This window comes from Microbispora sp. H10670, from assembly GCF_014161385.1.
Classification (GTDB): domain Bacteria; phylum Actinomycetota; class Actinomycetes; order Streptosporangiales; family Streptosporangiaceae; genus Microbispora; species Microbispora triticiradicis.
Window position 1 is genome coordinate 1 of record NZ_JABBWW010000045.1, and the last position, 24,791, is coordinate 24,791.

Consider the following 24,791-nt stretch of genomic DNA (forward strand, 5'->3'; position numbering starts at 1 on the left):
CCGGCACATCCCCACCCCCACCGACCACCACCACCGGCAACCCCGCCGGAAGCTGCCGCACCCCCTCGGCCGCCGACTCATGCGGCGCCACCACGATCACCCCGTCCACCGACTGCGACCGCAGCCGATCCACCCCCCGCCCGATCCACCGCCGATCCAGCACCGGCAAACTCGCGATACTCACCAGATAGTCACTGTCACGCGCCGCCTGCTCCACCCCGAACAACGTCGACGCCGGCCCGTACAACGTGGTGTCGAAACACACCACCCCCAACACCCCCGACCGCCCCGTCACCAACATCCGCGCCGCCGAATTCGGCCGGTAGTCCAGCTCCCGCACCGCCGCCAGCACCCGCTCCCGCGTCTCCGGACGCACCTTCTCCGGAGCGTTCAGCACCCGCGACACCGTCATCGCCGACACCCCCGCCAGCTCCGCGACGTCTTCCATGACCGCCGCCCTCGGGCGCTCGGCCGGGCTCTCTCCAGGCCGCACCATCGTCATCCCCCGCGTCCCCGCTCTTCCCGATCAGTCGCCCTGAACGAACCCGACAGACTCCGACACGATCCCGGCACAGTCCCGGCACGTAGCCGGGACTGCAGGGACCAGCGGACGGTGTGAGCGCCGACGGCGATCACCGGCGGGACGCGTACCGAAAAGGAACGTTCCGCCTGGCGACCGCGCGCTTCACACCACCCACCCGATGGTACCGTTAACAGCTCGGCTTCCCTGGTCGTGACCCCTGCACCGGCCCCCGCGCCGGTCCCTGCGCCGGCCCGCCGCGCAACTCCGCGCGGGCGAGCCAGGTGAGGGCGGTCAGGAGGAGGGCTCCCCCGCCCACCTGTACGGCGGTCATGCGCTCCCCCAGCAGAACGACGCCGGCGACGGCCGCGACGAGGGGTTCGAGCAGGGAGACGACCGACGCGGTGACCCCGCCCACGACGCCCAGACCGGTGAAGAACAACCGGTACGCGAGCGCGGTCGGCACGATCGCCAGATAGCCGAGGAGCAGCACGCTGGTCGTCGTGTGCCCGGTGGGCAGCAGCCCTCCGCCCACGGCGAGCGGGAGCAGGCACAGCGCTCCCCCGGCGAAACCCCACACCGCCACCCCCTCCGCGGGCACGCGGCGGGTCACGAGGGTGACGAAAGAGTAGGCGGCCGCCGACACCAGGCAGTAGCCGACGCCTGCTGGGCCGGCCGGGGCCGCTCCGCCCGTGAGCATGGCCAGCCCGGCGAGCGCGAGACCGGCGCAGGCGAGAGCCGTACGGCCCAGCGGCTCACCCAGGAAGATCCGGCCGCCGGCCGCCACCAGGAGCGGGGCCGTCCCCATGGTGATCATCGTCGCGACCGCGACGCCGGTCTCGGCGATCGCGGCGAAGTAGGCGGCCTGGCACACCGCCATGGCCGGGCCGACGAGCAGCACCGCCCGCCAGGAGGGGCGGCAGCGCGAAATCACGAGCAGCAGTGCCGCCCCGCAGGCGAAGCGCCAGAAGGACACGGCGACGGGGCTCAGCCGGCCCGCGTCGTGGAGCATCGCCCCCGCCGCGCCGCCGGTTCCCCAGGCGGCCGCGGCGGTGGACACGTGAATAAGGCCCTGCCGTACGGACAGGGCTGGAGCATGGTTCATCGACGTCTCTCCAGTGAGGTGGGCCCGATTCCCGTACGCGGGCAGGGGCCACCGGCCGGGCCTTCCAGACCCGGCTCACCGGATGACGCCGCCCGCTATCGGGCGGGCGGCGGAGAGACGATCATTGGCACGCGGGCCACACTAGCGGGCTCTCCCGAAACACGGCATCGGCTTTTCCGGCATTTGGGGGGTGCCGGTGCACACAGCCGGACATCGAAGTCGTAGTCTTGGCATCGTGACAGCCCGAGGCGAGGTCAGGTCGCCTCGGGCTGTCCGCTGTCCGGCCTCCCGGTAGTGCGGCGGCCGGTAGGCAGCGCGGCGGCGCGGCTCAGGACCCCGCCGGCACACGTTCCAGGAAGGCGAGGACGCGCGACCACGCGTCGGCGCAGGCCTCGGCCAGTTCCGGCCGGCCGAGTTCGAAGAAGCTGTGCGGGGCTCCCGGATAGGTGACGAACTCGTGCTCGACGCCCGCGCCGTCCAGCGCCTCGTCGAACGCCTTCACCACCTCGGGCGAGATGCCCTCGTCCGCGCCGCCGAACAGTCCGAGGATCGGCCCGCGCAGCTCACCGGCCAGCTGGGTGGGGCCGGGATTGCCGAACAGCGTGTCCGGATATCCGTACAGGCCGACGACTCCCCTGAATCCGAGTTCGGAGCGGGCCGCCAGGAACGCCAGCCTGCCGCCGAAGCAGAACCCGAGCGTGACGACGTCCTGGTGCCCCTCGGCCCGCAGGCACCGCGCCCCGGCGGCGATGTCGGCGAAGAGGGTGTCCTTGTGCGCCTTGCCCAGGTGCTCCATGAAGGGGAAGTCGGCCGGGCGCGGGCCGGTCCCCGCCGTACGGCCGAAGTAGTCGATCGCCAGCGCGGGATGCCCCTGCTCGGCGAGCCGTCCGGTCAGCTGCTCGTAGAACCCCGAAAGGCCCCGGTTGTCGGGAAGGACGAGTACGGCGGCGCCGGCGCGTTCTCCGGGACGGGACAGGAAGGCCGCGAATTCCGCTCCGTCGCCCGAGGTCAGGACGAGGCGCTCGGACGACGTGGTCGTGAGCGGAGCACCGTGAACAGGGGGTACGGCGTCGGCGTCGTAGCACACGGGCGGGCATCCCTTCATAATCAAATGAACGACGCCGAAAGGCTACAGGATTACAGCCTAATCATATCACGACAAAATAAATTACCGATAATTCTCCGATATCGGCATTATAACGAGAAGAGGCCCATCTCCCTGTCCCTCGGGAGATGGACCTCTTCGAACGACCCGCGCCTAGATGACGCGCCTAGATGACGGGGCCGGGCGTGTCCCGCGGCGGCAGAGGTCCGCTGCCGGGGAGCGGGCCCGTACCGGGCGCCGGCGGGATCGGACCGCTGCCGGGTGCGGGCAGCGGCGTCTCGCGGGGGTAGTCGGGGTTCACGGTCTGGGGCGGCATCGGCTCGCCGATGTCGTAGCCCGTGCCGGACCCTCCTCCGGAGAAACCTCCGGAACCCGTTCCGCCCTGCTGGTGCGGGCCGGGCACGTCACCGCGCCAGGCGCCGGTCTCGCCGCCGCGCGACTCGATGAAGGTCTTGAAACGCTCCAGGTCGCCCTTGACGCGCATGCGCACGAGCTGAAGAGCGTCCGCCGCCTTCTCGAGGAAGCCCTCGGGGTCGTACTCCATCTGGAGGGTGACGCGGGTGGTGTCGTCGCCGAGCCGGTGGAACGTGACGACTCCGGCCTGCCGCGGCGTGTCCAGTGAGCGCCAGGCCACGCGCTCGTCGGGGTGCTGCTCGGTGATCTCCGCCTCGAACTCCCGGCGGACTCCCGCGATCTCGACGACCCAGTCGGTACGTGTGTCGCCGATCTGCTTGACCGACTCGACGCCTTCCATGAACTCCGGGAAGCTCTCGAACTGCGTCCACTGGTTGTACGCGGTACGGATCGGGACATTCACATCGATGGACTGTTCGATCGAGCTCATGCCTCCTCCTTCTCTCGTGGGCTACACGACAAGCCCTGCCCTCTGAGGGCTGCCTAAACCCGGAGGTGGGAAGCCCCCTCGGCGCCCGCGTCCTCCAGCGTCCGGTCGCCGCCCGCGTACCAGCCGGTGACGACCTGTACGGCGAGCGCGGCGAACAGCAGGCCGAACGGCAGCGCCCAGCCACCGCTCACCTGGTGGAGGAGGCCGAACGTGATCGGGCCCGCGCCCGCGATGAGGTATCCGGCGCTCTGCCCGAAGGCGGAGAGGGCGGCGGTGCCCGGCGCCGTCCGGGTCCGCAGCGCCAGCATCGCCAGCGCCAGCGGGAACGTGCCGCCGCCGAGCGCCACGAGGATCGCCCACGCCCACATCGCGTGCCCGGTCAGCATCCCGGCGAAGCCGGCCGCGTACAGGGCGGCGAAGGCGACCACCAGCGGGCGCTGCCCGGACAGGCGGGTCGCCAGCGTGGGCACCACCATCGAGATCGGGATGCCGAGCCCGGTGAACACGGCGAGCACCACCCCGGCCTGGCCGCTGGTGTAGCCGTTGTCCTGCAGCAGCAGCGGCAGCCAGCCGAACATGACGTAGGCGATGAGCGACTGCGACCCGAAGTAACCGGCCACGGCCCAGGCGAGCCTGCTGCGCAGGAGGCTCTCGCCCGCCGTCCGGGCGGGGGTGCTACGCCGCTCCGGCTCACCGCGCCTGAGCGCGAGCCACGGAATCGCGGCAACGGCGGCCAGGGCCGCCCACACCCCGAGTGCCACGTGCCAGTTGCCGCCCGCGGCCTGCTGTACCGGGACGGTGGCCGCGGCGGCCACCATCGTTCCGGCCGCGAGGGCGGTCGAGTAGACGGTCGTCATGGCGCCGGACCGTCGCGGGAAGTGCTTCTTGATCAGCGTGGGGATGACGACGTTGCCGACCGCGCCGCCCGCCAGCGCGACCGTGCTGGCGGCCATGAACGGCGCCGCCGAGTCGACGAGGGAGCGTACGGCCTGGCCCGCGGCGAGCAGCACGATCGCGGTCAGCAGCAGCCGGTGCTCGCCGATCCTCCGGGACATGGCCGGCGTCAGCGCCCCGAACAGGGCGAAGCTCACCACCGGCAGCGTGGTCAGCAGCCCGGTCATCGCGCCGGACAGGCCGAGCCCGGTGCTCACCTCGTCGAGGACGGTGCCCACGCTGGTGACGGCGGTGCGGAGGTTCAGCGCGGCGAGGGCGATGCCGCCGGCGATGAGCCACGCCATCGATCCGCCCGGCGCTCTCCACGCGGCTCTCCACGGAGCCTCGCCGGTGGCCCTTCGCGTGACGACGGCACTCATCGCCGCAACATCTCCCCTCATCCAGTCATCCTACGTTTAACACCCTACCAAAGGCCTCAAACTCCTCGTTTGTTCCCGGTTCCTGGAGTAGTCCTGGAGAGGATCGTCAGCGGCGGACGCCGCGCAGCAGCCACAGCAGGCCGACGACGGGCAGCACCAGCGGCACGAAGCCGTACCCGCTGCCGTAGCCCGACCACACGGTGGCGTGCGGGAAGGCGGCCGGGTCGGCCAGACTGAGGGTGCCGACGACCAGCACGCCGGCCAGCTCGACCAGGCAGGCGGCGAGCGCCACACGGGCGGCGCCGCGGGCCAGCGCCACCGTCAAGGCGATGTAGACGACCGCCGCGAACGCCGACAGCGCGTACGCCAGTGGCGCCTCGGCGAAACGGGTGGCGATCTGCACGGCGGCGCGGGAGGTCGCGGCCAGCGCGAAGACGCCGTACACCGCCACGAGCACCCGCCCGGGCCCGGACCGTACGGCCGCATCGCTCACGGGACCATGCTCCAGACCTGCAGCAGCCGCCCGGTCATGACGGCCACGGTGAACGCGGCCACGGCGATGACCCCGGGACCCCAGCGGGTCCGCTCCGCCCGGCCCCACCACACCGCGGCGGGCGGGATCACCACGGTCCCCGCCAGGTATCCGACGAAGGTCGCCTTCTCCGCGACACGCCCCATCCCGGCGAGGGCGAACCCCGCCTGCGCGAGCACGGCGATCTCCAGCAGCCCCAGCCCGATCAGCAGCACCGGCCCCATCGGCCGGTTCCGTACGGTGGTGACCACGGCGGCCAGCGCCAGCAGCAGGGCCGCGCCGATCAGCCAGCCCGAGTAGGCGCCGTTCATGCCGTGCTCAGGACGGTGTTCAGGGGGTGGGCGGACAGTGGAGGCATGGCCAGAAGGTTATCGGCCCGACCGCCCACCCCCTCGCGCGGCCCGGTCCGCGTTCAGCAAGGGCTCTAGCTCTGCCGGGTCTCCGCGAGCAGCAGGTCGACCGCGTCCTCGGCTCTGCCGTTGACGGCGTACGCGCCCCGCTGGCGGGAGGCGGAGCTGCCGCGGAGCAGGGCCTCGTTGGCGAGCTCCGACACGATCTCCCAGTCGCCGAGTTCCTCCAGGGTCGGCCGCAGCTCCTCCAGCATCCACGTGACGAGCCGCGGCGCCGGCGCCGGCCGGCTGGTGACGGGCGACATCAGCTCGCCCTCCAGCCCGTCGCGGGCCGCCCGCCAGTTGGCCGCCCGGAGCAGCGCGAGACGCTGCTCCCCGACCGGCGGCTCGCCCCGCTCCACGGCCTCGATCTCCCTGCTCATGAGGGCCCGGAAGAGCCCGGCCAGCAGCACCACGTCGTCCGCCAGGGGGCACGAGTCGCAGACGCGCATCTCCACCGTCGGCACGTGGGCGCTGAGCCGCAGGTCGTAGTAGATCATGCCGGCGTCCTTGATCACGCCGGAGGCGACCAGGTCCTCGGCCGTCCTGTCGTACTCGGAGGCGTCGGCGAACGGACCGAGCGGCCCGGCCGTCGGCCACCGCTGCCAGGTCAGCGCCCGGCTGCTGGCGTACCCGCTGTCCTCGTTCATCCAGAACGGCGAGCTGGCGCTGAGGGCGAGCAGCGGCGGAAGCCACGCCTCGACGCGCTGGGCGGCGAGCACCGCCACGTCCCTGTCGTCGATCTCCACGTGCACCTGCGCCCCGCAGATGAGCTGCTCCTCGGCCAGGAACCGGTAGGACTCCGACAGGTAGCGGTAGCGCTCCCCCGGGGTGAAGGTGTAGCCCTCGATGCCGGTCTTGGGGGTCGTCCCGGCGGCGATGACGCCCACGCCCAGCGGCTCTCCGGCCGCGACCAGCGCCTGGCGCAGCCGTACGATCTCGGCCCGTACGTCGCTCAGGTCCTCCATCGGGGTGCTGTTGGTCTCCACCACCGATCGCTGCAACTCGGCCGAGAACCCCTCGTCCGGCAGCCGCTCCAGCATCGACTCCGCCAGCGGCGTGAGACGCCGGGACTGGAGGTCGACGACAAGAAACTCCTCTTCAACGCCGACAGGCCGTCTCTTCATCATGGCCGGGTCACTACCCCCGTCACGGAAAGTAGGCCTGGCCTGCGCGGAACGGCGGGAACCCGGGGCCACCACCGCCCCGCCCTTTCCGACCCCGCCGTTTCCCCGGTACGCCGAACCTTTTCCATGGATGATGGCTCTCATCGGTAGGGGCCCGACATTTCCACTAGGGGGGAAGGAACCGACATGCCGGTCAACCTGTCCAACGGTAAGCCGCTCGCCTGGGATTCGGCGAAACTCGACGCCGACACCAAGGCGATGCTCGACAACCTGCAGCCGAACATCCTGCAGGCGCACGTGCGCGAGAGCATGTCCCTGCTGCTCGTGCATTTCGGCGACGGCGCGGACGGCAGGCGGTTCCTGCGCTCCCTGGTGCCGCTCATGAAGTCGGCCAGGAAGCACCTTGAGGAGGTGCGCGAGTTCAACCGCTCGAAGAAGCGCGGCACGCCGTACGTCGGCGTCGGCATCAGCAAGCTCGGATATCTCAAACTGGGCGAATCAACCACTAAATTCACCGACAACGCGTTCAAGTCGGGGATGAAACGGCGCAAGGACACCTTGAGCGACCCGGCGGTCGACGCGTGGGAGAAGCACTACCAGGGGGAGATCCACGCGATCGTGCTGATCGGGGACGCCACGCCCGAGCCGGTCGCCGCGACGCGCACGCGCGTCCTCGCGCTGCTGCCGAAGACCGCGAAGATCCTCGGCGAGGAGACGGGCGAGGGCCTGCGCGACGCCCAGGGCCGGGGCATCGAGCACTTCGGCTACGTGGACGGCCGCAGCCAGCCGCTGTTCCTCGCCGACCAGGTGGCCGCCGAGTCCGGCACCAACTGGAACCCGTTCTTCCCGCTGAGCCACGTGCTCGCTGCCGACCCCCTCGCCCCGCACCCGAGCCGTCACTTCGGCAGCTACCTCGTGCTGCGCAAGCTGGAGCAGAACGTCCGCGCGTTCCGCGAGGCCGAGGAGGCCCTCGCCGACGCGCTCGGCTTCAAGGGGGAGGACCGGCCGCTCGCCGGCGCGATGCTGGTGGGCCGGTTCCGCAACGGCACGCCGCTGCGGCTGCACGGCAGGCCGAGCGCCGAGGGTCACCCGGTGCAGAACGACTTCAGCTACCGCGACGATCCCGGGTCCAGGTGCCCGGTGAGCGCGCACATCCGCAAGGCCAACCCCCGCGACTCCCGTGACGGCGGGCTGGAGCGCGCGCTCGGGGTCATGATGGCCCGGCGCGGCCAGACGTACGGCAGGCGCACCGACAGGCCGTGGGACGACGCGTCCCCGGCGACCAGGCCGACCGGCGGCGTGGGCCTGCTGTTCATGGCGTTCAACTCCAGCCTGCAGTCCCAGTTCGAGTTCACCCAGCAGAGCTGGGCCGACGAGCCCGGCTTCCCCGCCGAGGGCACCGGCCACGACCCTGTGATCGGCCAGGGCAGGCGGGACGTCAAGGTGCGCTTCCCCACCGAGTGGGACGGCAAGAAGCTGAGCGCCCCCCGGCAGCAGGTTCCGCAGACGGTGACGATGAAGGGAGGCGAGTACTTCTTCATGCCGTCGCTCGCCTACCTGAAAGGCCTGTGACGCCCGGCCGAGTCACCAGCTGAGTGACCGCGCACCCGAGTGGGTGGAGCTATGGGGACTCGAACCCCAGACCCCCTCCATGCCATGGAGGTGCGCTACCAGCTGCGCTATAGCCCCTTGCCACCGCTCCGAGTCCTCCCGGCGCGGCGCTCGGAGAGCATATATCCATGCCCTTCCGTTTACCTAATCGTCACCGGTCACCCGCGTAGCACCGGTAACAGGCGTATCAGCCGTCCGCGGTGGCGGCGGGGCTGTCGTCGCTGCTGACCGGCTCGGGCAGGGTGCCCGCGTTGTGCTCCATCAGGCGCCATCCCCGGCGGCCCTCCTCCAGCACCGACCACGAGCAGTTGCCCAGGCTGCCGAGCGCCGACCACAGCTCCTGCGGCAGGCCGAGCAGGCGGCAGATGCCGAGCCGCAGCGCGGCGCCGTGCGAGGCGATCACCAGCGGGCCGTCGTCGCCCAGGCGGCCCGCCCAGCGCTCGACCGCCTCGGCCACCCGGTCGGCGACGTGCGTCACGTCCTCGCCGCCCGGCGCCTCCCACGCCTCGTACTCGACCGGCCAGCCCGCCCTGATCTCGTCGCGGGTCAGGCCCTCCCACTCCCCGCCGCCGCGCTCGCGCAGGTCCTTGTCGACCATGACGTCGAGGCCGGTGATGCGGCCGAGCGCGGAGGCCGTGTCGTAGGCCCGGCGCAGGTCGGAGGCGACGAGCATCGTCGGGCGCAGCGACGCGAGCAGGGAGGCCGCCCGGGCGGCCTGGGCGATCCCCGTCTCGTCCAGGGCGATGTCGGTGTGCCCCTGGAAGCGCTTCTCCACATTCCACAACGTCTGCCCGTGCCGCAGGCAGACCACACGGCGGCCCATCACGCCGCCCCGGCGCCGGCGTCCGTCACGGGTTCGCCCCGCGCCCACGCTGGGCGGCGACCCGCCGTACGCTCTCCGGCAGCTGGATGGAGGGGCAGTCCTTCCACAGGCGCTCCAGCGCGTAGAAGGCGCGGTCCTCCTCGTGCTGCACGTGCACCACGATGTCGAGGTAGTCGAGCAGGACCCAGCGGCCCTCCCGCTCGCCCTCCCGGCGTACGGGTTTGGCGTCGGCCTCGACGCGCAGCCGCTCCTCGATCTCGTCGACGACCGCGCGGACCTGCCGGTCGTTGGACGCGGAGCAGAGAAGGAAGGCGTCGGTGATGACGAGCTGTTCGCTCACGTCGTAGGCGATGATGTCGTCGGCCAGCTTCTCGGCGGCGGCCTCGGCCGCCACCCGCACAAGCTCTGCCGCTCTCTCGGATGCTGTCACGATTCGGTTCTGTCCTCCGTTGACGGGCTCTTCAAGGGTGCACAGTCCGCGGCCCCCGTACAACCCGCTTTTCCGTGGAGACCCTACCGTCACACCCTGTCGATACCGGAGTTATGCCCGGGATCGGAGCTTCAACGTCCTCCCGGGCCCGATGATTCCGCCGGAGGGACGCGTGCGGCCCAGCGCCCGTACGGGTGCGGGGCCGCATCGGACAGATCGCCCGCGCCGCGCAGAGTGGTCCGGCGGGCGCGGGGCGCCGACGACCACGCGTCCCTTGCCCGCCCGTTGACGGCCCCGATGGCGCCCGCCGGTTCAGCCGGCCGGGTCCCGGTAGAGGCGGCGCTTGTTGATGTACTGCACGATGCCGTCGGGGACGAGATACCAGATGGGCTCCCCGGCGGCCACGCGGTCGCGGCACTCGGAGGAGGAGATCGCCAGGGCGGGGATCTCGACCAGGCTCACCTTCCCGGCCGGCAGGCCGGGGTCCTGCAGCGGGTGACCGGGCCGGGTGCAGCCGACGAAGTGCGCGGTGTCGAAGAGCTCGCCGGCGTCGCGCCAGCTCAGGATCTGCGCGAGCGCGTCGGCGCCGGTGATGAAGTAGAGATCGGCGTCCGGTCCGTACGCGGCGGCGATGTCGCGCAGCGTGTCGATCGTGTACGTGGGCCCCGGCCGGTCGATGTCCACCCGGCTCACCGAGAAGCGGGGGTTCGACGCGGTCGCGATGACGGTCATCAGATAGCGGTCCTCGCTGGAGGAGACGCGCTGGTCCGCCTTCTGCCACGGCTGCCCGGTCGGGACGAAGACCACCTCGTCCAGGTCGAAGTGGTGCGCCACCTCACTCGCCGCCACCAGGTGGCCGTGGTGGATCGGGTCGAACGTCCCGCCCATCACGCCCAGCCGCCGGATCTCCGTCCCGTTTCGCATGGAACGGACCTTAACGTCCTCGCCCGGCCGGCCCGTGAACCGGCCTCCTCGGACGCCGTCAGGGCTCCTCGCGGCGTCCCGCGCGCGTCCGCCCCCTGAGACATAGCATGCGGGACATGACCACTCCCGATCGCAATCGCGTGCAGCTGCCCGGCATCAGCTCACGAGCCTACGAACATCCCGCCGACCGGTCCGCGCTGGTCGCGATGCGTTCGCTCTCCGGGTTCGACGCGGTGCTGAAGCGCACGTCCGGCCTGTTCAGCGAGCGCAGGCTCCGCCTGATGTTCCTCGCCTCCGCCGTGCGCACGACCGACACCCAGTTCCGCGCCCTGTACGACATGGGCCGCGACAGCGCCTACATCCTCGACCTGCACAGGATTCCCGAGATCTACGTGCAGCAGGACCCCAAGGCGTACGCGATGGCGATCGGTTTCGACGAGCCGTTCATCATCGTCTCGACGGGCCTGCTCGACCTCATGGACTCCGAGGAGCTGCGCTTCGTCGTCGGCCACGAGACCTCCCACATCCTGTCGGGCCACGCCGTCTACGGCACGATGCTCGCGATCCTGACCCGGCTGGCCACCCGGGTGGCCTGGATCCCGCTCGGCTACATCGGCCTGCGGATCATCGTCGCGGCCCTGGAGGAGTGGCAGCGCAAGGCGGAGATGTCCGCCGACCGGGGCGGCCTGCTCGCCGGGCAGGACCCCGACGCCGCGCTGCGCGCGCTCATGAAGCTCGCCGGCGGCTCGCGCCTGCACGAGATGAACATCGAGGCGTTCCTCGACCAGGCCAGGGAGTACGACACCGCGGGCGACGTCCGCGACGGCCTGCTCAAGGTCCTCAACATGCTCGGCACGACCCACCCGTTCGCCGTGACCCGGGTCGCCGAACTCGACCGCTGGCGCCGCGACGGCGAGTACGACCGCGTCCTCGCCGGCGACTACCCGCGCCGGGAGGACGACGCCAACGCCCGGCTCACCGACGAGATCAAGGCCGCGGCCAACTCCTACCGGGAGTCGTGGGCGCAGTCGCAGGACCCGTTCATCGGCGTGCTGCGCGACGTCGCGGAGGGCGCGGTCAACGCGGGCGAGCGCATCTTCAACCGCTTCGCCCGGCGGGAGAACTGACTCCGGCCCGGCTGCTCAGAAGAAGTAGGAGACGGCGCGTACGGCGGCCGCGCACAGCGGCACGAAACCGCCGAGCACGGCGAGCGCCCGCAGGCCCTCCCGGCGCAGGCCCGGAATGGCCCCGCCGGCGCGCTCGATCTCCCGTCCGACGAGCCCGCCGCTGACCACCCCGAAGGCGACCCCGGCGATCGTGACCGGCACCACCTGAGACCACCAGTCGGGGTCCAGGCGCGCGCCGGAACCCACCCAGATCGCCGCGAACGCCGCCGCGGCGGCCGGCAGGCCCGGCCACACGACGGCCGACAGCGCCGAGCCCGAGAGGGTGAGGGGGAACAGCAGCACCCGCAGGAAGGTGCGTCCCCGGCCGGGCCGGCGTCGTCGCACCAGCCAGTGGCTCGTCCAGATCGCCCTGGTCACCACGGCGAACACCGCGGTGATCACGAAGGTGGCCAGCGGGTAGATCACCGCCGTCACCACGCACGGCACCGCGAGGAGCGCGACCAGGACCAGCGCCGCGTTCCCGGTCGGGATCCCGAGCGCCCCTTCGGGCGCGGCCGGGCCGGTCGCCGACTTCGCCGCCGCCTTCGCCTGGGTCCGCGCCGCGGTCCTCACCGGCGTTCTCAAGGGGCTTCTCAACGGGGGTCGCACCGGGGGCCGGGCCGTGCCGGTGCGGGCTGCGGCCTCCGCGGAGGCCCGGACCTGTACGGCCGGGCCGCCCCCGCCGTTCTCCCTGGCGCGCTGCGGGGCGGGCGGCCCGGCGCCGCGGTCCGGCGGGTCGACGGCGACCCGCGCGAGCCTGGACAGGCGGTCGGCGAGCAGCGCGGCGGTGGGACGGCGGGAGGGGTCGCGGTGCAGCGCCGCACGCACCAGCGACAGCAGCGCGGGGGGCACCCCCACGAGATCGGCCTTGCCGTTCAGCACGGCGTACATCTGCGACTCGGCGGTGCCCCGGCCGAAGGTGGGCCGCCCGGTGGCCGCGAACGCGACGGTGGCGGCCCAGCCGTGCACGTCGGCGGGCTCGCCCACCGTCTCGTCGGAGAACACCTCCGGCGCGCAGTAGCCGGGCGTGCCGAGGAACGTTCCGGTCATCGTGACCCGCGTCGCGTCGAGCACCTGGGCGATCCCGAAGTCGATCAGGACCGGCCCGTCCTCGCCGAGCAGCACGTTGGCCGGTTTGACGTCGCGGTGCACGATCCCGCCCGCATGGATGATCGCCAGCGCGGCGGCGAGCCCCTGCGCCAGCGTGATCAGCTGTGGCTCCTTGAGCGGGCCGCCGCGCCGTACGGCGTCGAGCAGGTTCTCCCCCTCGATGTACTCCATCACGAGGTACGGCCGGTCGCCCGACAGGTCCGCGTCGAGCACCTGGGCGATGTACGGGCTCTCCACCCTGCGCAGCGCCCGCACCTCGCGCTCGAGGCGTAAACGCGCGTCCGGGTCGTGCTCGATGGGGTCGCGGAGCATCTTGACCGCGACGCGGTCGCCCCGGCGGCCGTCGGCGAGGTACACCTCGCCCATGCCACCCCGGCCCAGCCGCTCCAGCAGCGTGTAGGGGCCGACCCGCCCGAGACGTCCAGCCATAGGAGCGCCAACCATAGCGGGCCCGGAGCCCGAATCGGCGGAGGCGCGCCGATGACCCGATACAAGCGAACACCAACCGGCCCACAAGAGCGTCCCGGCAGAGTCTGCTCCGGAAACACAGGCAAGACGGAGACAACGATGCCGATGACCGACTCCTCCGGCCCGATCACCGTCGTGGTCGCCGCCGATCAGCCTCTGCTCGTCGAGGGCATCCGGTCCGCCCTCGACCAGGCGGCCGGACTCCACGTCGCCGGCACCGCGTGCGACGACCTCGACGCCCTCCGCCTGTGCGTACGGCTGTCGCCGCGGGTGCTGCTGGCCGACCTGGCCATGCTGGGCGCGCTGGAGTCCCTGCCCCGCCGCTGCCCCGCCGTACGGGTGCTCGCGCTCGGCGCGGACGACGGCGAGGCGGGCTTCACGGGCGCGCTGCGCGCCGGGGCGTACGGCTACCTGCTCAACGGGTCACGCCCCTCGGAGATCGCGGCCGCGGTCACGTCGGTGGCCCACGGGCAGGTCGTCTTCGGCGGCGGGCTGGCCCCCCGGCTGCTGGACCGCCTGACGACGCCGCCGGCCCGCAGCCCGTTCCCCGGCCTCACCCAGCGGGAGCACGAGATCCTGGAGCGGCTGGCCGACGGCAGGTCCAACGCCGAGATCGCCCGCGAGCTGTGCCTGGCCACCAAGACCGTGCGCAACCACGTGAGCAACGTGCTGACCAAGCTGGAGGCGCCGAGCCGGGTGGACGCGGCGCTGCGGGCGAGGGACGCGGGCCTCGGCTCGCGTCCCGTGCTCACCCGCGTCTGAGCCCGCGTCTGAGCGCATCTCCGGGCCCGGGCGCGAGGGTCACACCCGGATGTGCCCGTCCCCGGTGTAGATCCACTTAGTGGAGGTCAGCTCCGGCAGTCCCATCGGCCCGCGGGCGTGCAGCTTCTGCGTGGAGATGCCGATCTCCGCGCCGAAGCCGAACTCGCCGCCGTCGGTGAAGCGGGTCGAGGCGTTGACCGCCACCGCGGCGCTGTCCACGGTCGCGACGAACCTGCGGGCGGCCTGCTGGGACCGGGTCACGATGGCGTCGGTGTGGGCCGAGCCGTACCGCCGGATGTGCGCGACCGCGTCGTCGAGCGAGTCGACCACCGCGGCGGCGACGTCGAGCGAGAGGTACTCGGTGGTGAAGTCCTCTTCGGTGGCGGGCACGACGTCGGCGCCGTAGGACCGCACCCGCTCGTCGCCGTGGACGGTCACCCCCGCGTCCTTGAGCACCGTCAGCGCCTTGGGGACGAACTCGTCGGCGATCGCGGCGTGCACCAGGAACGTCTCGGCGGCGTTGCACACCGAGGGCCGCTGCGCCTTGGCGTTCACCAGGATCTTCAGGGCGGTCTCGACGTCGGCGTCGGCGTCCACGTAGACGTGGCAGTTGCCCACCCCGGTCTCGATGACCGGCACCGTCGACTCCTCGACCACGCTGTTGATCAGCGAGGCGCCGCCGCGCGGGATCAGCACGTCGACCAGCCCCCGGGCGCGCATGAGATGCCGGACCGACTCGCGGGTCTGGCCCGGCACGAGCCGTACGGCGTCGGCCGGCACCTCGGTCGCCGCCAGCGCCTCCCGCATGATCCGCACGAGCGCGGTGTTGGAGGAGTACGCGCTGGACGACCCGCGCAGCAGCACGGCGTTGCCGCTCTTGAGGCAGAGCGCCGCCGCGTCGACGGTGACGTTGGGCCTGCCCTCGTAGATGATCCCGATGACGCCGAGGGGCACCCGCACCTGCCGCAGCTCCAGGCCGTTCGGCAGCGTGCTCCCGCGTACGACCTCCCCGACCGGGTCGGGCAGGTCGGCCACCTCGCGGACGGCCCCGGCGATCTTCGCGATCCGGGCGGCGTCCAGCCGCAGCCGGTCGATCATCGCCTCGGGGACGCCGTTCGCCCTGGCCTGATCCACGTCGACGGCGTTGGCCGCGACGATCTCGTCCGTGGCCGCCTCCAGCGCGTCGGCCACGGCACGCAGCGCCGCGTCCTTCGGCGCGCGCGGCAACGGCGCGAGCGCCGCCGCGGCGTCCTTCGCCGCCCGGGCGACCGTCAGGAATTCCTCTGCCTCGGACACAACCTCAGACATTGCCTCGCGCTCCGTCGCTTCTTCTCGGTGGACTACAGGATCACGATGTCGTCCCGGTGGATCAGCTCACGCTCGTACTCCGGGCCGAGTGTGCTGGCCAGCTCCCGGGTGGAGCGGCCGAGCAGGTCGGGGATCTCCCCCGCGTCGTAGTTGACCAGGCCGCGGGCGACCGCGACGCCCGTCGGCGCGCACAGGTCGACCGGGTCGCCGGCCGCGAAGTCGCCCTCGACCTTCACGACGCCGGCGGGCAGCAGCGACATCCGCCGCCCCACCACGGCCTCGACCGCGCCCGCGTCCAGGTGCAGCCGGCCGCGCCCGGTCGTCGCGTGGGCGAGCCACAGCAGCCGGGTGCCGGGGTGGCGGCCCCCCGGGTGGAAGCAGGTGCCGATGTCGGCCCCCGCGAGCGCCTGGGCCGCGTGCGCCGCCGCCGTGAGCACGACGGGCACGCCCGCCCCGGTGGCGATGCGGGCCGCCTCCACCTTGGTGATCATGCCGCCGGTGCCGACCCGGCCGGAGGTGCCGAGCTCGACGCCCTCCAGGTCCTCCGGTCCCCTGACCTCCGCGATGCGGGCGGCGCCGTCCCTGCGGGGATCCCCGTCGTACAACGCGTCGACGTCCGACAGCAGCACCATGCCGTCGGCGTGGATGAGGTGGGCCACCAGCGCCGCCAGCCGGTCGTTGTCGCCGAACCGGATCTCGTCGGTGGCCACCGTGTCGTTCTCGTTCACGACGGGGACGATGCCGAGCTCCAGCAGCCGGGCCAGCGTCCGCTGGGCGTTGCGGTGGTGCGAGCGGCGCATCATGTCGTCGGCCGTCAGCAGCACCTGGCCCACGCGTAAGCCGTACCTGGCGAAGGAGGAGGTGTAACGGGCGATCAGCACGCCCTGTCCCACCGAGGCGGCGGCCTGCTGGGTGGCCAGGTCCTTGGGCCGGGCGCGCAGCCCGAGCGGGCCGAGCCCGGCGGCGATCGCGCCGGACGACACCAGCACGATCTGCGCGCCGGCCAGCCGCCGGGCGGCCAGCACGTCCACCAGCGCGTCGACCCGGTCGACGTCGATCGTGCCGCGGGGGGTCGTCAGCGACGACGAGCCCACCTTGACCACCAGCCGCGCGGCCTCGCCGATCCGCTGCCTGCCCGTCACGCCGTCTCCCCCTCTCTCACCGCTCCCCCTCTCACCGCGTCTCCCGGTCAGCCGAGTCTCAGGTCGGTGCCGCGCGGCCCGAGGACCGCCTCTGCGCCCCGCGACGGCTGCCAGTCGAAGACGTAGCCGCCCTCCATCGGCCCGATGACGACCTCCGCACCGGCCGTCGCACCGGCCTTGATCAGCTCCTCCTCGACGCCGAGCCGGTCGAGCCGGTCGGCGAGGTAGCCGACGGCCTCGTCGTTGGTGAAGTCGGTCTGGCGGATCCACCGCTCGGGCTTCTCGCCGGTCACCTGGAAGCGGTTCTCGTCGATCCGGCGTACGGAGAACCCGGCCTCGCCGAGCTGCTTGGGCCGGATGACCAGACGCGTCGGCTCCTCGACCGGGGCCTGCGCGCGGGCCGCCGCCACCATCTCGGCCATCGCGAACGACAGGGGCCGCAGGCCCTCGTGGCTCGCCGCGGAGATCTCGAAGACCCGCACGCCGCGCTCCTCCAGGATGGGCGTGACGATGTCGGCGAGGTCCCGGCCGTCGGGGACGTCCACCTTGTTCAGCGCGACCAGGCGCGGCCGGTCCTGCAGGGAGCCGTACGCCGCGAGCTCGGCCTCGATCACCTCGAAGTCGGTCACCGGGTCGCGTCCCGGCTCCAGCGTGGCGCAGTCGAGCACGTGCACGATCGTCGAGCAGCGCTCGACGTGCCGCAGGAACTCGTGGCCGAGGCCCCGGCCCTCCGAGGCGCCGGGGATGAGCCCGGGCACGTCGGCGACCGTGAAGACGGTCTCGCCGGCCGTGACCACCCCGAGGTTCGGCACGAGGGTGGTGAACGGGTAGTCGGCGATCTTCGGCCGGGCCGCGGAGAGCGCCGCGATCAGGGACGACTTGCCCGCGTTGGGGAAACCCACCAGCGCGACGTCGGCGACGGTCTTGAGTTCGAGCACGATCTCGGCCTCGTCGCCCGGCTCCCCGAGCAGCGCGAAGCCGGGGGCCTTGCGTTTGGCGTTGGCGAGCGCGGCGTTGCCGAGGCCGCCGAAGCCGCCCTGCACGGCGACGTACCGGGTGCCCGAGCCGATCAGGTCGACCAGCACCTCCCCGGTCCTGGCGTCCTTCACGACCGTGCCGTCGGGCACCGGCAGGACGACGTCCTCGCCGTTGGCGCCGTCCCGGTTGGAGCCCATGCCCTGCTTGCCGTTGCCCGCGCGGCGGTGCGGCCGGTGGTGGTATTCGAGCAGGGTCGAGGTGTTGGGGTCCACCTCCAGAATGACGTCCCCGCCGCGGCCGCCGTCGCCGCCGTCCGGCCCACCCAACGGCTTGAACTTCTCCCGGTGGATGGAGGCGCAGCCGTTGCCCCCGTCACCCGCCTTGATGTGCAGGACGACGTGGTCCACGAAGTCGGCCATCAGCCGCTCCCCCTTACTGCTGTGCCGGAATCGGCCGGAGTACGGCCGGAGAAAACGAATGAGGCGGACCGAATGCTCGATCCGCCTCATCGTGCTGCTTCAGGTGTCCGGGCGGATCTACTCCGCGGCCGGGACGATGCTCACCGCGCGGCGACCGCGCTTGGTGCCGAACTGCACCCGGCCGGTGGCCAGGGCGAACAGCGTGTCGTCGCTGCCGCGGCCGACGTTGTCGCCGGGGTGGAAGTGCGTGCCGCGCTGACGGACGATGATCTCGCCCGCGTTCACCAGCTGGCCGCCGAAGCGCTTCACGCCGAGGCGCTGGGCGTTCGAGTCACGGCCGTTCCGGGTGGACGAGGCGCCCTTCTTGTGTGCCATGGTTCACTCCCTGTCGGGGGTAAGCCGGGGTGTCCCCCGGGAGACTACTTTCCGGGGTTGATATCGGTGACCTTGACCTGGGTGTACCGCTGGCGGTGACCCTGGCGCTTCTTGTAGCCACTCTTGTTCTTGTACTTCAGAATCCGGATCTTCGGTCCCTTGGTCTCGCCGAGGATCTCGGCGGTCACCTGGAACCGGGAGAGAGCGGCTGCGTCGGTGGTGACATCGCCGTCGTTGACGACGAGCACCGCCGGCAGCGACACCGAGGAGCCAACCTCTCCGGCGACCTTGTCCACCTCGAGGACGTCCCCGACGGAGACCTTCTGCTGCCTGCCGCCGCAACGAACGATCGCGTACACCGCGGAACCCTTCTACTGGCTAATGCTGAGATGCCGCGCCCCGCATCCAGCTGCTGTCGATACACGACCGGCGGTCCGGGCAGGCGCGCGAAGCCAGGCACGCCGACACCAGGCGCACCGGATGACCAGGGTACCGGATATCCGGTACCCAGGTCGAACCGAGCGGACCGCCGGGTGAGGAAGTCGCTACTCCGCCGTCTTCCTGCGGGAACGTCGCCGTCCCCGGGAGGACGGCGCGGAGCCTTCGCCCTCGTCTGAGTCGATGGCGTCGGTCACGCTCTCACGCGCCGACCCCGTCGCCGCGGCGACCGATCCCTCGCTCGCCGCCAGCTTGTCGGCCACCGCCTTCTCGATGGCCATCTTGCCCTGTGTGCCGCGTGGCTCGGGCTTACCCTCGACCGGTTCGGTCGACACGATGATCCCGCGCCCGTGGCAGCAGTCGCACGGCGTGGAGAACGCCTCCAGCAGGCCCTGGCCGACCCGCTTGCGGGTCATCTGCACCAGGCCCAGCGAGGTGACCTCGGCCACCTGGTGCTTGGTGCGGTCCCGCGCCAGGCACTCCAGCAGCCGGCGGAGCACCAGGTCGCGGTTGCTCTCCAGCACCATGTCGATGAAGTCGATGACGATGATGCCGCCGATGTCCCGCAGCCTGAGCTGGCGGACGATCTCCTCGGCCGCCTCCAGGTTGTTGCGGGTGACGGTCTCCTCCAGGTTGCCGCCCTGCCCGGTGAACTTGCCGGTGTTGACGTCGACGACGGTCATCGCCTCGGTCCGGTCGATCACCAGGGAGCCGCCGGACGGCAGCCACACCTTGCGCTCCATCGCCTTGGCGATCTGCTCGTCGATCCGGTAGGCGGAGAAGGCGTCGGTCTCCTCCTGCCACTTCGACAGCCGCTCGGTGAGGTGCGGGGCGACGTAGCGGACGTACTCGTCCACCGTCGTCCACGCCTCGTCGCCCTCCACGACCAGCGAGGTGAAGTCCTCGTTGAAGACGTCGCGGACCACCCGGACGGTCAGGTCGGGCTCACCCGACAGCAGCTCCGGCGGGCTGGCCGACTTGGCCTTGCGCTGGATGTTCTCCCACTGGGCCGACAGCCGGGCCACGTCGCGGTCGAGCTCCTCCTCCGAGGCGCCCTCCGCGGCGGTGCGCACGATGACGCCCGCGTTCTCCGGCATGACCTTGCGCAGGATCTGCTTGAGCCGGGTCCGCTCCTTGTCGGGCAGCTTGCGGCTGATCCCGGTCATCGAGCCGTCCGGCACGTAGACCAGGTAGCGGCCGGGGAGGCTGATCTGGGAGGTCAGCCGGGCCCCCTTGTGCCCCATCGGGTCCTTGGTGACCTGCACCAGCACCGACTGCCCGGACTTCAGCGCCGCCTCGATCCGCTTCGGCTGGCCCTCCAGCCCGGCGGTGTCGAAGTTCACCTCGCCGGCGTACAGCACCGCGTTGCGGCCCTTGCCGATGTCGACGAACGCCGCCTCCATCGAGGGCAGCACGTTCTGGACCTTGCCGAGGTAGACGTTGCCGACGTACGACTGGCTCGACTCGCGGTCGACGTAGTGCTCGACGAGGACCCCGTCCTCCAGCACCGCGATCTGGGTGCGGCCACCCTGGCGGCGCACCACCATGATCCGCTCGACCGACTCGCGGCGGGCCAGGAACTCCGACTCGGTGATGATCGGCGGGCGGCGGCGGCCCAGCTCGCGGCCCTCGCGGCGGCGCTGCTTCTTCGCCTCCAGCCGGGTCGATCCCCGTACGCCCTGGACCTCGTCGACGGACGTGGACCGGGTCGCGCGGGGCGCCCGGATGCGGACGACGGTGTTCGGCGGGTCGTCGGGGGTGGGCTCGGCCTCCTCGCTGCCCCTGCGGCGGCGACGGCGGCGACGACGGGTGCCGCCCTGGGCGTCGGACTCGTCCTCGGCCTGCTCGCGGTCCTCGTCCTCGTCCTGCGCGGCCTGCGGCTCCTCGCCCTCGGCCTCGGACTCCTCGCCTTCCTCGGCGTCCCTCGTCCGGCTTCCCCGGCCCCGGCCGCCGCGACGGCGGCGGCGACGACGGCCGCCGCCCTCGGACTCGTCCTCGCCCTGCTCGGCGGTCTCCTCCGGCTCCTCCTCCTGCTCCTCCGGCTCAAGGTCCTCGTCCCCGGCCGTCGCCGGCGCCGGGACGTGCGCGGCGGGCCGCTGCACGGGCGCGGCGAAGGGGTCGGGAGCCTGGAAGAGCGGTTGGAACAGCGCCGACGGCGCCTGGAAGGTCACCGAGGGCGAGGGCTGCGACCGGGAGGACAGCCCGAAGGGGTCGGCCACCACGTCAGGACGGCCGTTCTCCTCCTCGGTCTCACCGGTCTCCTCGACGTCGATGTCCTCGATGTCGATCGGCTCGTCGTCCAGCGGTTCCTCGTCGGGCAGGTTGAGCCGCAGCGCGGCGGCCACCTCCGCCTCCGCGGCGCTCATCGCCCTGGATCGTTCCGGTACGGACTCGTCCGCCCGGGCACGACGGCGGCGGCGCGGGGCGGGCGTCTCCTCGACGGCCTCGGCCTGCTCGGCGGGCTCGGTCTGTTCGGCCTGCTCCGGCGTGTCGGTCCGCTTGCGGCTACGGCGGCGCCGCGTGGGCGCGGCCGGCTCGTCGTTCCCGCCGTCCACGGGCTCGGCGCCCGCGCTCTCAGGGGCGGCGGCTGGGGCCACGTCGTCACCGGCCGGGGCCTGCGCGGGCACCGGAGTCTCCACCACCGGCGCCTCCGCGACCGGCGCCTCCGCCACCGCGGGCTCGGGAGCCGGCGGTTCGGCGGTCTTGGTGCGGCGGCGGGTGGCCCGCTTCGGCCGCTCCTGGACGACCGGCGCCTCCTGCGCCTCCTGGCCCGGCTGCTCGGGCTCCACCGCCTTCGGCGCCGCGGCGGCGGCCACCGTGGTCACCGGAGGCGGCAGTTCGTCCGGCTCGGGCGGGGGCCCGGCGGGCCGGCTCGCCGACCGGCGGCGTGGCGTGGACGCACGGACCGAACCGGAGGAAACCGCGTTCCCCCCGGCCTGGCCCTGGTCTTCTGTTGTCGTTTCACCGTCAAGGCTCACAGCCCCGTCAGTGGGCTCGTTGTCGAGCATGCGGGCGCTCTCCCGTCAGCCCCCGGGCACGTCTCCGCGCCGCGCGGAGGCTCTCGTCTCTCGCGGTCCGCCGGGCCTCCTGTCGGCGCCGCGGCGGCAAGTCTTATCGTTCTCCGCCTGCCCGGTCGAGGTCGAACGGGTCGGCGGGCTCACCGGTCACCGCGTCGAGCGGCCCCTGCGCCAGCCTGGTCACCGCAGCGGGTGACGGCGGCGCGAAGCCTGCCACGAGACGCAGCCCCATGAGCACGTCATCGGGTCGTACGGCAGGTGTTTCGTGCCGAACAACCATACGAAGTATGACACACGGCTGAACAGGCTCCTGACCTGCCGTCTTTTCCGGCCCCTCCACAAGGGTCAGCGTACGCACCGCCTGGCGGGCGTCGAAGCGCCGCATTCCCTTCTTGGTCAGGCGTTCCACCTCGACGTGACCGGCCGAGAGGAACTCCTTCACCGCCCGCTCGGCCTCCCCCGGATCGGCCCCGGGAAGCCGCAACTCCCAGACCGATCCCTCCAGCCGGTCGGCGAGGCCGCCGTCCCGCGCCTCGACCACGTCGAGCACGTCCAGGCCCGGCGGCAGCGAGGCGTCGAGGTCGTCGCGCACCCGGCGTGGATCGCACGCCCGGTGGACGCCGATCTCCAGGTACTCGGCCTCGCTCGCCACCCCGGTGGGGGCGGCGCCCGCATAGGAGATCTTCGGGTGCGGGTTGAAGCCCGCGCTGTAGGCCACCGGGATCCCCGCTCGCCGCACCGCCCTCTCGACGGCGCGGGAGATGTCGCGGTGGCTGGTGAAGCGCAGCCGCCCCCGCTTGGCGTAGCGCACGCGCAGGCGCTGCACCGTGGGTTCGGGCGCGGGCCCCTCGGGAACGGGTTTCACCAGTTCCGTCGTCCTTCCGGTATCGGTCAGTCGTCTTGTCGGGGCGTCAGATCACCGTGAGGGGCAGGAGCTTCCTGCCGGTCGGGCCGACCTGGATCTCCGTCCCCATCGTCGGGCAGACGCCGCAGTCGTAGCAGGGCGTCCAGCGGCAGTCCTCGACCTCCACGTCGCCCAGCGCGTCCTGCCAGTCCTGCCACAGCCACTCGCGGTCGAGACCGGCGTCGAGGTGGTCCCAGGGGAGTACCTCGTGCTCGTCCCGCTCGCGGATGGTGTACCAGTCCACGTTCACCGGCTCGCCCTCCAGGGCCCGCTCGGCCGCGGCCATCCACCGCTCGAACGAGAAGTGCTCGCTCCAGCCGTCGAACCGGCCGCCGTCCTCCCAGACGGCCCGGATGACCCTGCCCACGCGGCGGTCGCCCCGCGACAGCAGCCCCTCCACGATCGAGGGCTTGCCGTCGTGGTAGCGGTAGCCGATGGCCCTGCCGTACTCCTTGTCGGAGCGCAGGGCCTCGCGCAGCGCCCGCAGCCGGCGGTCCACCGTCTCGTGGTCGCACTGGGCGGCCCACTGGAACGGCGTGTGCGGCTTGGGCACGAACCCGCCGATGGAGACCGTGCAGCGGACGTCCCGCGAGCCGGTCGCCTCCCGGCCCGCCCTGATGACCTTCTTGGCCAGGTCGGCGATGCCGAGGACGTCCACGTCCTCCTCCGTCGGCAGCCCGCACATGAAGTAGAGCTTCACCTGCCGCCAGCCGTTGGAGTAGGCGGTGGTGACCGTGCGGATCAGGTCCTCCTCGGTGACCATCTTGTTGATCACCTTGCGCATCCGCTCGGACCCGCCCTCCGGCGCGAACGTGAGCCCGGACCGGCGGCCGTTCCTGGACAGCTCGTTGGCGAGGTCGATGTTGAACGCGTCGACCCGGGTGGAGGGCAGGGACAGCCCGATCTGGCTGCCGTCGTAACGGTCGGCGAGGCCCTTGGTGATGTCGGCGATCTCGGAGTGGTCCGCGCTGGACAGCGACAGCAGCCCGACCTCGCTGAAGCCGGACTCCTTGATCCCCGCCTCGACCATGTCGCCGACCGTGGTGATCGACCGCTCCCGGACCGGACGGGTGATCATCCCCGCCTGGCAGAAGCGGCAGCCCCGGGTGCAGCCCCGGAAGATCTCGACACTGAACCGCTCGTGCACGGTCTCGGCCAGCGGGACCAGCGGTTTCTTCGGGTACGGCCACTCGTCGAGGTCCATGACCGTGTGCTTGAAGACGCGCGACGGCACACCGTCGCGGTTGGGGACGACCCGCATGATACGGCCGTCCGGGTGGTACTCGACGTCATAGAACTTCGGGACGTACACCCCGCCCGTGGAGGCGAGGCGCATCAGCAGTTCGTCACGGCCGCCGGGGCAGCCCTCGGACTTCCACTCGCGCAGCACCTCGGAGATCGCGATGGCGATCTGCTCGCCGTCGCCGAGAACGGCGGCGTCGAGGAAGGCGGCGATGGGCTCCGGGTTGAAGGCGGCGTGGCCGCCCGCCAGCACGATCGGATCCTCGTCGGTGCGGTCCACCGCCTCCAGCGGGATCCCCGCCAGGTCGAGCGCGGTGAGCAGGTTCGTGTAGCCGAGCTCGGTGGCGAACGACACCCCGAGGACGTCGAACGCGCGAACCGGCCGGTGGCCGTCCACGGTGAACTGCGGGACGCCCTCGGACCGCATGAGCGCCTCGAGGTCGGGCCACACCGCGTAGGTGCGCTCGGCCAGCGTCTCGGGCAGCTCGTTGAGGATCTCGTAGAGGATCTGCACCCCCTGGTTGGGCAGGCCGACCTCGTAGGCGTCCGGGTACATGAGGGCCCACCGGACGGTCGCCTCGTCCCAGTCCTTGACCGTCGAGTTCAGCTCGCCCCCGACGTACTGGATCGGCTTCTGCACCTTCGGCAGCAGCGGCTCCAGGCGGGGAAACAACGACTCGACAGACATGACTCCAGGGTATCGGCTTCCGGGAGTGGCCCCTGCGGATCTTGCCACCCC

At 72.0% G+C, this 24,791-nt stretch carries 23 protein-coding genes and 1 tRNA gene; 3 read left to right on the forward strand and 21 right to left on the reverse strand.

Annotation, left to right across the window (positions count from 1 at the left end; translation table 11 throughout):
- From HHX33_RS37570 to HHX33_RS33390, 8 genes are all read right to left on the reverse strand, one after another.
- The coding region (locus HHX33_RS37570) for a LacI family DNA-binding transcriptional regulator (protein ID WP_310741630.1) at window positions 1–448 on the reverse strand (448 nt) is incomplete at its 3' end.
- Between the two features lie 262 nt (window positions 449–710).
- A complete protein-coding gene (locus HHX33_RS33360) occupies window positions 711–1,625 on the reverse strand; it encodes a DMT family transporter (protein ID WP_182878057.1) in 915 nt (304 codons plus the stop codon).
- Between the two features lie 328 nt (window positions 1,626–1,953).
- Window positions 1,954–2,712 (reverse strand): dienelactone hydrolase family protein, encoded by a 759-nt coding sequence (locus HHX33_RS33365; protein ID WP_310741631.1) that lies wholly within the window; start codon window positions 2,710–2,712, stop codon window positions 1,954–1,956.
- A 184-nt stretch (window positions 2,713–2,896) separates the two neighbouring features.
- Window positions 2,897–3,574, reverse strand: coding sequence for an SRPBCC family protein (locus HHX33_RS33370; RefSeq protein WP_182878059.1), 678 nt, complete (start codon window positions 3,572–3,574; stop codon window positions 2,897–2,899).
- A gap of 53 nt (window positions 3,575–3,627) precedes the next feature.
- Window positions 3,628–4,908: a CynX/NimT family MFS transporter gene (locus HHX33_RS33375; protein ID WP_244302530.1), complete on the reverse strand. Its 1,281-nt coding sequence runs from the start codon at window positions 4,906–4,908 to the stop codon at window positions 3,628–3,630.
- An 85-nt stretch (window positions 4,909–4,993) separates the two neighbouring features.
- On the reverse strand, window positions 4,994–5,380 hold the full coding sequence (locus tag HHX33_RS33380; RefSeq protein ID WP_117408880.1) for a hypothetical protein: 387 nt from the start codon (window positions 5,378–5,380) through the stop codon (window positions 4,994–4,996).
- Entirely contained in the window at window positions 5,377–5,730 is a 354-nt protein-coding gene (locus HHX33_RS33385) for a hypothetical protein (RefSeq protein ID WP_117408879.1), read from the reverse strand. The genes HHX33_RS33380 and HHX33_RS33385 overlap by 4 nt, the downstream gene beginning before the upstream one ends.
- A 113-nt stretch (window positions 5,731–5,843) precedes the next feature.
- Entirely contained in the window at window positions 5,844–6,938 is a 1,095-nt protein-coding gene (locus tag HHX33_RS33390) for a carboxylate-amine ligase (protein ID WP_182878060.1), read from the reverse strand.
- A 183-nt stretch (window positions 6,939–7,121) separates the two neighbouring features.
- Here HHX33_RS33390 and HHX33_RS33395 point away from each other — a divergent pair, with 183 nt between their 5' ends.
- The gene (locus HHX33_RS33395; RefSeq protein ID WP_182878061.1) at window positions 7,122–8,507 is read left to right on the forward strand and encodes a Dyp-type peroxidase; all 1,386 of its coding nucleotides are present in this window, start codon (window positions 7,122–7,124) and stop codon (window positions 8,505–8,507) included.
- 44 nt (window positions 8,508–8,551) lie between these two features.
- Here the strand turns inward: HHX33_RS33395 and HHX33_RS33400 are convergent.
- The 4 genes from HHX33_RS33400 to nadD all read right to left on the reverse strand — a co-directional run bounded on the left by HHX33_RS33400 (window position 8,552) and on the right by nadD (window position 10,723).
- Window positions 8,552–8,624 (reverse strand) — tRNA-Ala (locus HHX33_RS33400).
- A 109-nt stretch (window positions 8,625–8,733) separates the two neighbouring features.
- On the reverse strand, window positions 8,734–9,369 hold the full coding sequence (locus HHX33_RS33405) for a histidine phosphatase family protein (protein WP_117408876.1): 636 nt from the start codon (window positions 9,367–9,369) through the stop codon (window positions 8,734–8,736).
- 25 nt (window positions 9,370–9,394) lie between these two features.
- Complete coding sequence (gene rsfS / locus HHX33_RS33410) at window positions 9,395–9,799, reverse strand: ribosome silencing factor (protein WP_182878062.1); 405 nt, start codon at window positions 9,797–9,799, stop codon at window positions 9,395–9,397.
- A 312-nt stretch (window positions 9,800–10,111) separates the two neighbouring features.
- Window positions 10,112–10,723: a nicotinate-nucleotide adenylyltransferase gene (nadD, locus tag HHX33_RS33415; protein ID WP_117408873.1), complete on the reverse strand. Its 612-nt coding sequence runs from the start codon at window positions 10,721–10,723 to the stop codon at window positions 10,112–10,114.
- A gap of 107 nt (window positions 10,724–10,830) precedes the next feature.
- Between nadD and HHX33_RS33420 the strand changes: the two genes are divergently transcribed.
- The gene (locus HHX33_RS33420) at window positions 10,831–11,850 is read left to right on the forward strand and encodes a M48 family metallopeptidase (protein ID WP_396700260.1); all 1,020 of its coding nucleotides are present in this window, start codon (window positions 10,831–10,833) and stop codon (window positions 11,848–11,850) included.
- Between the two features lie 15 nt (window positions 11,851–11,865).
- Here the strand turns inward: HHX33_RS33420 and HHX33_RS33425 are convergent, their stop codons facing one another.
- Window positions 11,866–13,428 carry a serine/threonine-protein kinase gene (locus HHX33_RS33425; RefSeq protein WP_182878063.1) on the reverse strand — a complete coding sequence of 521 codons (1,563 nt, stop codon included), beginning with the start codon at window positions 13,426–13,428 and terminating at the stop codon, window positions 11,866–11,868.
- 138 nt (window positions 13,429–13,566) lie between these two features.
- Between HHX33_RS33425 and HHX33_RS33430 the strand changes: the two genes are divergently transcribed.
- On the forward strand, window positions 13,567–14,229 hold the full coding sequence (locus HHX33_RS33430) for a LuxR C-terminal-related transcriptional regulator (protein WP_182878064.1): 663 nt from the start codon (window positions 13,567–13,569) through the stop codon (window positions 14,227–14,229).
- Between the two features lie 39 nt (window positions 14,230–14,268).
- On the opposite strand, the gene HHX33_RS33435 is transcribed toward HHX33_RS33430, so the two are convergent.
- From HHX33_RS33435 to HHX33_RS33470, 8 genes are all read right to left on the reverse strand, one after another.
- The gene (locus HHX33_RS33435) at window positions 14,269–15,537 is read right to left on the reverse strand and encodes a glutamate-5-semialdehyde dehydrogenase (RefSeq protein WP_182878065.1); all 1,269 of its coding nucleotides are present in this window, start codon (window positions 15,535–15,537) and stop codon (window positions 14,269–14,271) included.
- Window positions 15,538–15,569: 32 nt separating this feature from the next.
- On the reverse strand, window positions 15,570–16,679 hold the full coding sequence (gene proB, locus HHX33_RS33440; RefSeq protein WP_222867923.1) for a glutamate 5-kinase: 1,110 nt from the start codon (window positions 16,677–16,679) through the stop codon (window positions 15,570–15,572).
- 47 nt (window positions 16,680–16,726) lie between these two features.
- Window positions 16,727–18,076 carry a GTPase ObgE gene (gene obgE / locus HHX33_RS33445; protein ID WP_117408869.1) on the reverse strand — a complete coding sequence of 450 codons (1,350 nt, stop codon included), beginning with the start codon at window positions 18,074–18,076 and terminating at the stop codon, window positions 16,727–16,729.
- Window positions 18,077–18,193: 117 nt separating this feature from the next.
- Window positions 18,194–18,451 (reverse strand): 50S ribosomal protein L27, encoded by a 258-nt coding sequence (gene rpmA, locus HHX33_RS33450; RefSeq protein WP_117408868.1) that lies wholly within the window; start codon window positions 18,449–18,451, stop codon window positions 18,194–18,196.
- 44 nt (window positions 18,452–18,495) lie between these two features.
- Window positions 18,496–18,810, reverse strand: a complete 315-nt coding sequence (gene rplU, locus HHX33_RS33455) for a 50S ribosomal protein L21 (protein WP_117408867.1) — start codon at window positions 18,808–18,810, stop codon at window positions 18,496–18,498.
- A 186-nt stretch (window positions 18,811–18,996) separates the two neighbouring features.
- Window positions 18,997–21,897, reverse strand: coding sequence for an Rne/Rng family ribonuclease (locus HHX33_RS33460; RefSeq protein WP_182878066.1), 2,901 nt, complete (start codon window positions 21,895–21,897; stop codon window positions 18,997–18,999).
- Between the two features lie 103 nt (window positions 21,898–22,000).
- The gene (locus tag HHX33_RS33465; protein ID WP_310738411.1) at window positions 22,001–22,771 is read right to left on the reverse strand and encodes a TIGR03936 family radical SAM-associated protein; all 771 of its coding nucleotides are present in this window, start codon (window positions 22,769–22,771) and stop codon (window positions 22,001–22,003) included.
- 46 nt (window positions 22,772–22,817) lie between these two features.
- On the reverse strand, window positions 22,818–24,740 hold the full coding sequence (locus HHX33_RS33470) for a TIGR03960 family B12-binding radical SAM protein (RefSeq protein ID WP_182878067.1): 1,923 nt from the start codon (window positions 24,738–24,740) through the stop codon (window positions 22,818–22,820).
- Window positions 24,741–24,791: the final 51 nt, after the last annotated feature.

Coding starts and splice junctions, on each gene's coding strand:
- obgE (WP_117408869.1), bottom strand. CDS start 18,076: ATGGCCGACTTCGTGGACCACGTCGTCCTGCACATCAAGGCGGGTGAC.
- HHX33_RS33405 (WP_117408876.1), bottom strand. CDS start 9,369: ATGGGCCGCCGTGTGGTCTGCCTGCGGCACGGGCAGACGTTGTGGAAT.
- HHX33_RS33435 (WP_182878065.1), bottom strand. CDS start 15,537: ATGTCTGAGGTTGTGTCCGAGGCAGAGGAATTCCTGACGGTCGCCCGG.
- HHX33_RS33430 (WP_182878064.1), top strand. CDS start 13,567: ATGCCGATGACCGACTCCTCCGGCCCGATCACCGTCGTGGTCGCCGCC.
- HHX33_RS33385 (WP_117408879.1), bottom strand. CDS start 5,730: ATGAACGGCGCCTACTCGGGCTGGCTGATCGGCGCGGCCCTGCTGCTG.
- HHX33_RS33420 (WP_396700260.1), top strand. CDS start 10,831: ATGCGGGACATGACCACTCCCGATCGCAATCGCGTGCAGCTGCCCGGC.
- HHX33_RS33425 (WP_182878063.1), bottom strand. CDS start 13,428: ATGGCTGGACGTCTCGGGCGGGTCGGCCCCTACACGCTGCTGGAGCGG.
- nadD (WP_117408873.1), bottom strand. CDS start 10,723: ATGCGAAACGGGACGGAGATCCGGCGGCTGGGCGTGATGGGCGGGACG.
- HHX33_RS33460 (WP_182878066.1), bottom strand. CDS start 21,897: ATGCTCGACAACGAGCCCACTGACGGGGCTGTGAGCCTTGACGGTGAA.
- rpmA (WP_117408868.1), bottom strand. CDS start 18,451: ATGGCACACAAGAAGGGCGCCTCGTCCACCCGGAACGGCCGTGACTCG.
- HHX33_RS33395 (WP_182878061.1), top strand. CDS start 7,122: ATGCCGGTCAACCTGTCCAACGGTAAGCCGCTCGCCTGGGATTCGGCG.
- HHX33_RS33390 (WP_182878060.1), bottom strand. CDS start 6,938: ATGATGAAGAGACGGCCTGTCGGCGTTGAAGAGGAGTTTCTTGTCGTC.
- HHX33_RS33370 (WP_182878059.1), bottom strand. CDS start 3,574: ATGAGCTCGATCGAACAGTCCATCGATGTGAATGTCCCGATCCGTACC.
- HHX33_RS33470 (WP_182878067.1), bottom strand. CDS start 24,740: ATGTCTGTCGAGTCGTTGTTTCCCCGCCTGGAGCCGCTGCTGCCGAAG.
- HHX33_RS33360 (WP_182878057.1), bottom strand. CDS start 1,625: ATGAACCATGCTCCAGCCCTGTCCGTACGGCAGGGCCTTATTCACGTG.
- HHX33_RS33375 (WP_244302530.1), bottom strand. CDS start 4,908: ATGAGGGGAGATGTTGCGGCGATGAGTGCCGTCGTCACGCGAAGGGCC.